This is a genomic window from Desulfovibrio sp. SGI.169, assembly GCF_050313595.1.
GTDB lineage: Bacteria > Desulfobacterota > Desulfovibrionia > Desulfovibrionales > Desulfovibrionaceae > Desulfovibrio.
The window spans coordinates 21,569-31,807 of the sequence record NZ_JBNPLS010000015.1; the positions used below are offsets into that span (position 1 = coordinate 21,569).

A 10,239-nucleotide genomic window follows, 5' to 3' on the forward strand; every position below is an offset into this window, starting at 1 on the left:
AAAGGCCCGCCTGCGGGCAGACCTTTGCGGCATGTGTGGAGGGGTTCCCGAGTGGCCAAAGGGAACAGACTGTAAATCTGTCGTCGTAAGACTTCGGTGGTTCAAATCCACCCCCCTCCACCACCCCTTCCGCCTTTCATTTTCAGGCGGTCGGCGGCTGGTTTTGACAAACTGCCTTGGCTGTAGGAGACAGCGCGACTGTCGGGAAACTACGGTGCGGTAGCCGTCAAACGCGGTTTGACGTACAGCGACAGCACCGCCAGTGTGCGGGAATAGCTCAACGGCTAGAGCATCAGCCTTCCAAGCTGAGGGTTGCGGGTTCGAATCCCGTTTCCCGCTCCATTCCTGCAGAATCCAATCCCCTCAGTCCTGTCAGCCAATGCACGTTCCCTGGTGACCAGGGACTGAATGCGGGCAATGGCGTCGGCCGCCGGGCGGCTCCTCCATCTGCCTGCCGTTACGCGAGGAACAAGCGTCGCCAGATGGCAACCATGCGTGAAAGTGGCGCATGTACAACCGCAAACAATTTTTTTCCAGGGAGACGTACAATGGGCAAAGCCAAATATGAACGCAAGAAGCCGCATGTAAACATCGGCACCATCGGCCACATCGACCACGGCAAAACCACCCTGACCGCCGCCATCACCAAGATTGCCGGCCTGAAGGGCGAGGGCAGCTTCGTTTCGTATGACGAAATCGACAAGGCCCCCGAAGAAAAAGAGCGCGGCATCACCATTGCCACCGCCCATGTGGAATATGAAACCAACAAGCGCCATTACGCGCATGTGGACTGCCCCGGCCACGCCGACTACATCAAGAACATGATTACCGGCGCCGCCCAGATGGACGGCGGCATTCTGGTGGTGGCCGCCACTGACGGCCCCATGCCCCAGACCCGTGAGCACATCCTTCTGGCCCGTCAGGTGGGCGTGCCCCAGCTGGTGGTCTTTCTGAACAAGTGCGACCTGGTGGACGACGAGGAGCTGCTGGAACTGGTGGAGCTGGAAGTGCGCGAACTGCTCTCTTCCTACGATTTTCCCGGCGACGAGGTGCCCGTTATCCGCGGTTCCGCCCTGAAGGCTCTGGAATGCGACGACCCCAACGCGCCCGAAGCCAAGTGCATCACCGAACTGCTCGAAGCCTGCGACAGCTTCATTCCTGATCCCGAACGCGACATAGACAAGCCCTTCCTGATGCCCATCGAAGACGTGTTTTCCATCTCCGGTCGCGGCACCGTGGTGACCGGTCGTGTGGAACGCGGCGTTCTCAAGGTGGGCGACGAAGTGGAAATCGTGGGCATCAAGCCCACCCAGAAAACCACCTGCACGGGTGTGGAAATGTTCCGCAAGCTGCTGGATCAGGGCGAAGCCGGCGACAACATCGGCGCCCTGCTGCGCGGCACCAAGCGCGACGAAGTGGAACGCGGCCAGGTGCTCGCGGCGCCCAAGTCCATCACCCCGCACAAGAAGTTCAAGGCTGAGGTGTATGTGCTCTCCAAGGAAGAAGGCGGCCGCCATACGCCCTTCTTCTCCGGCTATCGTCCCCAGTTCTACTTCCGCACGACGGACATCACCGGCGTTATCGGCCTGCCCGAAGGCGTGGAAATGGTCATGCCCGGCGACAACTCCCAGTTCATTGTGGAGCTGATCGCCCCCATCGCCATGGAAGCCGGCCTGCGTTTCGCCATCCGTGAAGGCGGTCGCACCGTTGGTTCCGGCGTTGTTACCGAAATTATCGAGTAAACCATGAGAGTCAACATTATTCTGGCTTGCACCGAATGCAAGCGGCGTAATTACAGCACCCGGAAGAACAAAAAGAACACCACCGGGCGGCTGGAAATGAAAAAATATTGTCCCTGGGACAAGAAGCACACTGTGCATCGCGAAACCAGGTAACAACCTTCCGCCGGGGGGCGCGAGCCCCCCGGACGGCACGCAGGGCAGTAGCTCTAACGGCTAGAGCGGCGGTCTCCAAAACCGCAAGTTGGGGGTTCGAATCCCTCCTGCCCTGCCATTTTTTATCTCGTCGGGTAACATCATGGCAAAAAAACAGGCGCAAGCCGCGGACGTAAAGTCGGACAAGGGCCCTAACCCCTTTACGCGCCTCGCGCGTTATGTGGAGGATTCCAAGGCCGAATTGCGCAAAGTCACTTGGCCCACGCTGAAAGAAACGCGCAAGGCCACGCTGGCGGTTTTGGGCTTTGTGGCTGTGATGGCCGTCATCCTGGGACTGGTGGACCTTGGTCTGTCTGTCCTCATCAAGTCCATACTGTCCTGAAGGCTGAAATGAAAGACCCCGTCATCGACGAAAACTCCGAGCTGAGCAAACGGCCACGCTGGTACATCGTGCACACCTACTCCGGCTTTGAGCAGCGTGTGCAGAAAACCATCCACGAGATGAGCCGCACCGGTCAGGATCAGGGCCTTATTCAGGAAGTGGTGGTGCCCACGGAAAAGGTCATTGAACTTGCCAAGGGCGGCGAAAAGCGCACCACTACGCGCAAGTTCTATCCCGGCTATGTGATGGTGCGCATGATCATGACCGACTTATCCTGGCATCTGGTGCAGTCCATACCCAAGGTAACCGGCTTTGTGGGCGGCAAAAACCGTCCCACGCCCATGCGCGACAGCGAGGCCGAGCGTATTCTGGCGCTTATGGAAACACGCCAGGAAACTCCCCGTCCCAAGTTCAACTTTGAACGGGGCGACGAAGTGCGCGTCATCGACGGGCCTTTCGGCGGCTTTAACGGCGTGGTTGAAGACGTCAACTACGACAAGGGGAAACTGCGCGTCTCCGTTTCCATTTTCGGTCGTCAAACGCCGGTGGAGCTGGATTTCGTGCAGGTTTCCAAAGGTTAACATTTCAACGGTTGCAATGCCCTGCGGGGTGTCTGTGCATCCTTGCAGCGAGATGCGCTGGGCGGGCATTGCCCGTCGTGACGCAGGCATCTCAGGCGTCACATGTTCTGAAGACTTGCCCCCGCGCGTCGGCCTGACGGCCGGAAACAGCGCGAGCAGCGATGAAGGATAACGCACATGGCCAAAAAAGAAGTTGCCAAGATCAAATTGCAGATTCCCGCGGGCGCGGCGAACCCCTCGCCGCCGGTGGGTCCGGCCCTGGGTCAGCATGGCCTGAACATTATGGGTTTCTGCAAGGAGTTCAATGCCCGCACCCAGGATCAGAAAGGGATGATCATTCCCGTGGTCATCACGGTCTACGCCGACCGCTCTTTCAGCTTCATCACCAAAACGCCTCCCGCCGCGGTGCTGATCATGAAGGCGGCCAAACTCGAAAAGGGTTCCGGCGAGCCCAACCGCAACAAGGTGGGCAGTCTCAGCATGGCTCAGGTGGAAGAGATCGCCAGGATCAAACTGCCGGATCTCAACGCGTCCAGCCTTGAGTCCGCTGTAAAGTCCATTGCGGGCACCGCCCGCAGCATGGGCATTGACATCAAGTAAGGGTGAGCCCGCCGGGAGCTTCCGGCGGATTTGCCACTTGCGGCGGCAAAAGCCGTTCGGCGGGTATTGCTGAATTTTCGCTTTTTTCCGCCAGACTCGTTGAAATCAGTTGTACTGCCGTCTTCCGCGCAGCATTGGAAGCGGCAGGAGATAAAACGACAAGGAACATCTCATGCCCAGACATGGCAAAAATTTTCGTAAGGCCCTTGAAGCCTATAATCCGCAAGAACGTTTCAGCATTGAAGACGCCGTAAGCAAATCCTTGGGCGCGGCCTTTGCCAAGTTTGACGAAACCGTGGACGTCGCCATCCGCCTGGGTGTCGACCCCAAGTACTCCGACCAGATGGTGCGCGGCGCCGTTACCCTGCCCAACGGGCTGGGCAAGACCGTGCGTGTGGCCGTGTTCTGCAAGGGTGAAAAGCAGGCCGAGGCCAAGGAAGCCGGCGCGGATGTCGTGGGCGCCGAAGACCTGGTTGCCAAGATCAAGGAAGGCTGGCTGGAATTTGATGCCGCCGTGGCCACCCCTGACGCGATGGCCCTGGTGGGCCAGATTGGCCGTGTGCTTGGCCCCCGCGGCCTGATGCCCAATGCCAAGACCGGTTCCGTCACCTTTGACGTTGCCAAGGCCGTGAGCGAGCTCAAGGCGGGCCGCGTTGACTTCAAGGTGGACAAGGCCGGCGTGCTGCACGCGCCCCTGGGCAAGGTTTCCTTTGGTTCGGAAAAGATTCTGGGCAACCTCAAGGCCCTGCTGGATGCCGTCAATCGCCTGAAGCCCTCGGCCGCCAAGGGAACCTACATGCTGTCCATGGCTGTTTCCACCACGATGGGGCCCGGCTTCAAAATTGATATGACGCAGGTCAAAAAATTTCTTGAAAGCTGACGCGTCGGGCCCGTGCGTCGCTGACGCGTTGCGGGCCTCGCGCGCAGGCTTTCAAGCGGTTGTGCAAAACAACCTCGGTTAAGGCAAGGAATTCGAGTCGAAGACGGCAGGCGGGCGCATGCCCTTAATCCCCTGCCCAGACGCTTCATCTTTGGCTCGGCATTCCACCTGGCAACCCCGAACGTGAGAGGTATCACGTGAACAGGTCTGGAAAAGCCGCAATCATCGAAGCCATCAAGGCCAAGGCCAACAGCGCTTCCTTTGCGGTGCTGACGGACTTCAAGGGCATGACGGTGGAAGAGCTGACGAACCTCCGGGTGAGCCTGCGCAATGCGGGCGGCGAATATCATGTCGTCAAAAACACCCTGGCTCGCATCGCTCTGACCGGCGGCACGCACGACGCCATCAAGGACAAGTTCCATGAGAACTGCGGCGTGGCCCTTGGGTTCGACGACCCGGTGGCGGTGGCCAAGGCGCTCAGTGATTTTGCCAAGCAAAGCAAGATTTTCAACTTGCGTTGCGCCAGCCTGGACGGCAAGGAAATGACCCCCGCCCAGGTGGACGCTCTGGCCAAACTGCCCGGAAAGGAACAGTTGCTCGGCCAGCTGCTCGGCACCATGAACGCCGTGCCCACCAATTTTGTATCGCTGTTTGCCAATATGCTGCGCGGCCTGCTCTACGCCCTCAAGGCTATTGAGGAGCAGAAGGGCAAGGCCGCCGCGTAGGCGGATGTTGACAGCTCAAACGTTAAGCCGAAGATCAGGAGAAATATCATGGCAGTGACCAAAGAAGAAGTCGTTGAATTCATCTCCAGCATGACCGTTCTGGAACTTTCCGAATTCATCAAGGAACTGGAAGAAAAGTTCGGCGTTTCCGCCGCCGCGCCCGCCGCCGCTATGGTGATGGCCGCCCCGGCCGCCGGTGGCGATGCCGCCGCCGCCGCTGAGGAAAAGACCGAATTTGACGTTATCCTCAAGGAAGCCGGCGCCAACAAGATCGGCGTCATCAAGGTGGTGCGCGCTCTGACCAGCCTGGGCCTCAAGGAAGCCAAAGAAAAGGTTGACGGCGCTCCCTCCACCCTGAAAGAAGGCGTTTCCAAGGAAGAAGCCGAAGAAGCCAAGAAGCAGCTCACCGAAGCCGGCGCCACTGTGGAAATCAAGTAAGCGTTTCCCCGTGCCCTTTTCGCGCCAGCGCGAAGCGATATTCCAAAATGGCGAGGTCACTTGGCCTCGTCATTTTTTTGCTTTCGTGGCGTGTTTGGCTTTCCGGCATTTTTGCGTTTGTGGCGTCCAGGTGGGCACGCGCCCGCAAGAGCTTGCCCTGGAAGCGCTTTTTTCCTGAGAATGCTTGCCGGAACGCGAGCCGCCAATGAGCGCCCTTCGTGACTGTTGTCTGATTTGCAAGGCGCGGGGCGGTTTCAGGTTGACATGCTCCCCGGCCTTAAAGAAAAAGTCTTGCCAAAAAAATATTTTCCGTTTATATATTAGCGTTCAAGAAACGACGCGGGAGGCATCCTTTCTGTTTTTTATAACCTGTTGTATATGCACATTTTTTTAAAACAGGTTCGACAGCCCAGGCCCTGTTCATCCAGACAGGGGATGGGTTTTTGTCGTCTTTGTTGTGCATGGAACGCGCTTTCGCAACCTTTTCGCCGCCGTTTCACACGCTTTCAGGGTGCAGTGAAAGCATGTTTTTGCCTCCGGCAGACGTTTCAGTCCGCGGCCGGGGCGCAACCGCTACCTATCTTGAGGTACTCATGGGCCAGCTCACCAAACAGTTCGGCAAGATCAAGATTTCCCTCCCCATTCCCCATCTGCTGAATCTGCAGATAGATTCATATCAAAAATTTCTTCAGGAGGGCGTGCCCGAGGCCGACCGCAGGCCGGACGAAGGCCTGGAAGGCGTCTTCCACACGGTATTCCCCATTGAGGATTTCAACAAGACCGCCAGTCTGGAATTCGTCAGCTACGAGATACAGGAACCCAAGTATGATCAGGCCGAGTGCATTTCCAAGGGCCTGACCTATGAGGCCCCCATGCGCATCAAAGTGCGTCTGGTGGTCTATGACGCCGACGAAGCGTCGGGCAACCGAACCATCCGCGACATCAAGGAGCAGGATATCTATTTCGGCACCCTGCCCCTGATGACCGAGAAAGGCACGTTCATCATCAACGGCACCGAGCGCGTCATCGTCAATCAGTTGCAGCGTTCGCCCGGCATCATTTATGAGCATGACGGCGGCAAGACCCACACCAGCCGCAAGGTGCTCTACTCCTGCCGGGTGATACCCATGCGCGGCTCATGGCTGGATTTTGACTTCGACCACAAAGACATTCTCTATGTGCGCATCGACCGCCGCCGCAAAATGCCCGCCACCATTCTGTTCAAGGCCATGGGCATGAACAAGGAGCAGATACTCGACTACTTCTACAGTCGGGAACAATATCTGCTGGAGGACGGCGGTCGTCTGTTCTGGGAGGTGCGCAAGGAGCTTTACCGCAAAGACAACGCCTACGCGGACATCGCCGCGCCCGACGGCAACGTGATCGTCAAGGCGGGCAAGCCCATTACCAAGCGCAGCTGGCGGATGATCTGCGAGGCGGGCATTCCGGCCATTGAAGTCCGTCCAGACCTGCTGGACGGCATGTTCCTGGCTGAAGACGCCGTGGCGCCCCAGAGCGGAGAAGTGCTTGCCGAAGCGGCCGACGAAATTACGCCCGGGCTCCTTGAGCGCATGCGCGAAGCGGGCATCAGGGGTCTTTCCGTGCTGCACACCAAGGGCACGGACACTTCCTCTTCCATTCGCGACACTCTCGTGCAGGATCGCATTCCTGATCAGCAGAAGGCCCAGGAAGAAATCTACCGTCGGCTGCGCCCCTCCTCACCGCCCACCGCCGAGATTGCGGCCAGCTTCTTTGACAACCTGTTCCGCAACCCGGACTATTATGACCTCTCGCCTGTGGGCCGCTACAAGCTCAACCAGCGCCTGGGCATCGACGCGCCCGCCGACCTGCGCACCCTGAGTGATGAGGATATCCTCACGGCCATCAAGGTGCTGGTTCAGCTCAAGGACAGCCACGGCCCGGCCGACGACATCGACCACCTGGGCAACCGCCGCGTGCGCCTGGTGGGCGAACTGGTGGAAAACCAGTACCGCATCGGCCTGGTGCGCATGGAGCGCGCCATCAAGGAGCGCATGAGCCTTCAGGAAATCTCCACCCTCATGCCCCATGATCTGATCAATCCCAAACCCGTGGCCGCGGTGCTCAAGGAATTTTTTGGCACGTCCCAGCTCTCGCAGTTCATGGATCAGACCAATTCCCTTTCCGAAGTCACCCACAAGCGCCGTCTCTCGGCCCTGGGCCCCGGCGGTCTGACCCGCGAACGCGCCGGCTTCGAGGTGCGCGACGTGCATACCTCGCACTATGGCCGCATCTGCCCCATTGAAACGCCCGAAGGGCCGAACATCGGCCTTATCGTGTCCCTGACCACCTTTGCCAAGGTCAATGACTACGGTTTTATCGAAACCCCCTACCGTGTGGTGCGCGACGCCAAGCTGACCAGCGAGGTGGTGCATCTGGACGCCTCGCGCGAAGGCGATCAGGTGGTGGCCCAGGCTGACGCCCGCATGGACGCCGAGGGCAATCTGCTTGACGAATACGTTACCGTGCGCGTCAAGGGCGAAGTGGAAATGCGGCATCGCGACGAAGTGACCCTCATGGACATTTCGCCCAGCCAGATGGTTTCCATCTCGGCGGCGCTCATTCCCTTCCTGGAGCATGACGACGCCAACCGCGCGCTGATGGGTTCCAACATGCAGCGCCAGGCCGTGCCGCTGCTGCGCTCTGAAAAGCCCCTGGTGGGCACGGGTATGGAAGTGGACGTGGCCCGCGACTCCGGCGCCTGCATTGTGGCCCCGGCGGACGGCAAGGTGCAGTACGCCGACGCCGACCGCATCGTGGTGGCCTATGAGGGCGATATCTATAAGGATCAGGGCGGTGTGCGGGCCTATGACCTGCTCAAGTTCCACAAGTCCAACCAGAACTCCTGCTTTGGCCAGAAACCGACCTGCCGCCCCGGCCAGATTGTCAAAAAGGGCCAGATTCTGGCCGACGGTCCGGGCATTGACGACGGCCAGCTGGCGCTGGGCAAAAACCTGGTGGTGGCCTTCATGCCCTGGTGCGGCTACAACTATGAGGACTCCATCCTGATTTCCGAGCGCACGGTCAAGGAAGACGTCTTTACCTCCATCCACATTGAAGAATTTGAAGTGGTGGCCCGCGACACCAAGCTGGGCCCCGAAGAGATTACCCGCGACATTCCCAACGTCAGCGAAGACATGCTGCGCAACCTGGACGAAAGCGGCATCATTCGCATCGGCGCGGCGGTCAAGCCCGACGACATTCTGGTGGGCAAAATCACCCCCAAAGGCGAAACCCAGCTCACCCCGGAAGAAAAGCTCCTGCGGGCCATCTTCGGCGAAAAGGCCAGAGACGTGAAAAACACCTCCCTCAAGGTTCCGCCGGGAGTGGAGGGCACCATTATTGACGTGAAGGTCTTCAACCGCCGTTCGGGCGAAAAGGACGAGCGCACGCTGGCCATCGAGGCCCACGACACCGCGGTGCAGGATCAGAAGGAAGCCGACCACATGCGCGCCCTCACCGAGCGCACGCGCGCTCTTCTCGCGCCGCATGTGCTGGGCAAGCAGACGGCTTCTTCCGTGCCGGGCAAGAAAAAGGGCGAAATGCTGGTGGAGGCCGGCGCGGCCCTCACCGAGGAGCAACTGGCCCAGTTGCCCGTCAAGAAGCTGGCCGGCCTGTTCAAGAGCAAGGAAGTCAATGACGAAGTGGCCGAGCTGCTCAAAGCCTATGATCATCAGGTGGACTACCTCAAGGCCGTCTACGACGCCAAGCGCGAAAAGGTCACTGAAGGCGATGATCTGCCCCCCGGCGTGATCAAGATGGTCAAGGTGCACATCGCCATCAAGCGCAAGCTCTCGGTGGGCGACAAGATGGCCGGTCGTCACGGCAACAAGGGCGTTGTCTCCTGCATTTTGCCGGAAGAAGACATGCCCTTCTTCGCCGACGGACGCCCCGTGGACATCGTGCTCAACCCCCTGGGCGTGCCTTCGCGCATGAACATCGGCCAGATCATGGAAACGCATCTGGGCTGGGGCGCCAAGGAGCTGGGCCGCCAGCTGGCCGAGCTGCTGGATTCCGGCGCGGCCATGCAGGCGCTGCGCAAGGAAGTGAAGGAGGTCTTCGCCTCCGAGGAGATCAGCGCCCTGGTGGACGGCATGGATGACGAGGAGTTTGCGGCCTCGGTCAAGAAGCTGCGCAACGGCATCGTAACCAAAACGCCGGTTTTCGACAGCGCCACGGAAGATGAAATCTGGGGCTGGATGGACAAGGCCGGTCTGGAAAACGACGGCAAGACAATCCTGTACGACGGCCGCACGGGCGAGCCTTTCCGCAACCGGGTCACCACGGGCGTCATGTACATCCTCAAGCTGCACCATCTGGTGGATGAAAAAATCCACGCCCGCTCCACGGGCCCCTACTCCCTGGTTACCCAGCAGCCGCTGGGCGGCAAGGCCCAGTTCGGCGGTCAGCGGCTGGGCGAAATGGAAGTCTGGGCGCTTGAGGCTTACGGCGCGGCCTATCTTCTCCAGGAATTCCTCACGGTCAAGTCCGACGACGTGGCCGGCCGCGTGAAGATGTATGAAAAAATCGTCAAGGGCGACAACTTCCTGGAGGCCGGCCTGCCGGAATCCTTCAACGTTCTGGTCAAGGAACTGATGAGCCTTGGTCTTGATGTGACCCTGCACCAGGAAGAAGGCAAAAAACGCCCCAAGCGCGTGGGCTATATGCGCGAACGCGACGAGGAAGCGGAATAAGCGCC

General features: G+C 59.4%; 9 protein-coding genes and 3 tRNA genes. All 12 read left to right on the forward strand.

The genetic code is table 11. The features are described 5' to 3' along the window. The first annotated feature begins 37 nt into the window (after positions 1–37). The 12 genes from ACQRA4_RS08935 (at position 38) to rpoB (ending at position 10,234) form a co-directional block, all read left to right on the forward strand. Positions 38–123, forward strand: a tRNA-Tyr gene (locus ACQRA4_RS08935). 143 nt (positions 124–266) lie between these two features. After that, a tRNA-Gly gene (locus ACQRA4_RS08940) sits at positions 267–342 on the forward strand. 206 nt (positions 343–548) lie between these two features. After that, on the forward strand, positions 549–1,742 hold the full coding sequence (tuf, locus tag ACQRA4_RS08945; protein ID WP_427822730.1) for an elongation factor Tu: 1,194 nt from the start codon (positions 549–551) through the stop codon (positions 1,740–1,742). A 3-nt stretch (positions 1,743–1,745) separates the two neighbouring features. Then, positions 1,746–1,895 carry a 50S ribosomal protein L33 gene (gene rpmG / locus ACQRA4_RS08950; protein WP_008684737.1) on the forward strand — a complete coding sequence of 50 codons (150 nt, stop codon included), beginning with the start codon at positions 1,746–1,748 and terminating at the stop codon, positions 1,893–1,895. A 41-nt stretch (positions 1,896–1,936) separates the two neighbouring features. Continuing rightward, positions 1,937–2,013, forward strand: a tRNA-Trp gene (locus ACQRA4_RS08955). Positions 2,014–2,037: 24 nt separating this feature from the next. Then, a complete protein-coding gene (gene secE, locus ACQRA4_RS08960) occupies positions 2,038–2,277 on the forward strand; it encodes a preprotein translocase subunit SecE (protein WP_427822731.1) in 240 nt (79 codons plus the stop codon). 8 nt (positions 2,278–2,285) lie between these two features. Next, entirely contained in the window at positions 2,286–2,858 is a 573-nt protein-coding gene (gene nusG / locus ACQRA4_RS08965; RefSeq protein ID WP_427822732.1) for a transcription termination/antitermination protein NusG, read from the forward strand. A gap of 177 nt (positions 2,859–3,035) precedes the next feature. Beyond that, positions 3,036–3,458, forward strand: a complete 423-nt coding sequence (rplK, locus tag ACQRA4_RS08970; RefSeq protein ID WP_427822733.1) for a 50S ribosomal protein L11 — start codon at positions 3,036–3,038, stop codon at positions 3,456–3,458. Positions 3,459–3,630: 172 nt separating this feature from the next. Next, positions 3,631–4,338, forward strand: coding sequence for a 50S ribosomal protein L1 (rplA, locus tag ACQRA4_RS08975; protein ID WP_427822734.1), 708 nt, complete (start codon positions 3,631–3,633; stop codon positions 4,336–4,338). A 197-nt stretch (positions 4,339–4,535) separates the two neighbouring features. Continuing rightward, positions 4,536–5,063 (forward strand): 50S ribosomal protein L10, encoded by a 528-nt coding sequence (gene rplJ, locus ACQRA4_RS08980; protein WP_427822735.1) that lies wholly within the window; start codon positions 4,536–4,538, stop codon positions 5,061–5,063. 48 nt (positions 5,064–5,111) lie between these two features. Beyond that, positions 5,112–5,501, forward strand: coding sequence for a 50S ribosomal protein L7/L12 (gene rplL / locus ACQRA4_RS08985; protein ID WP_427822736.1), 390 nt, complete (start codon positions 5,112–5,114; stop codon positions 5,499–5,501). 593 nt (positions 5,502–6,094) lie between these two features. Then, a complete protein-coding gene (rpoB, locus tag ACQRA4_RS08990) occupies positions 6,095–10,234 on the forward strand; it encodes a DNA-directed RNA polymerase subunit beta (protein ID WP_427822737.1) in 4,140 nt (1,379 codons plus the stop codon). Positions 10,235–10,239 lie beyond the last annotated feature (5 nt).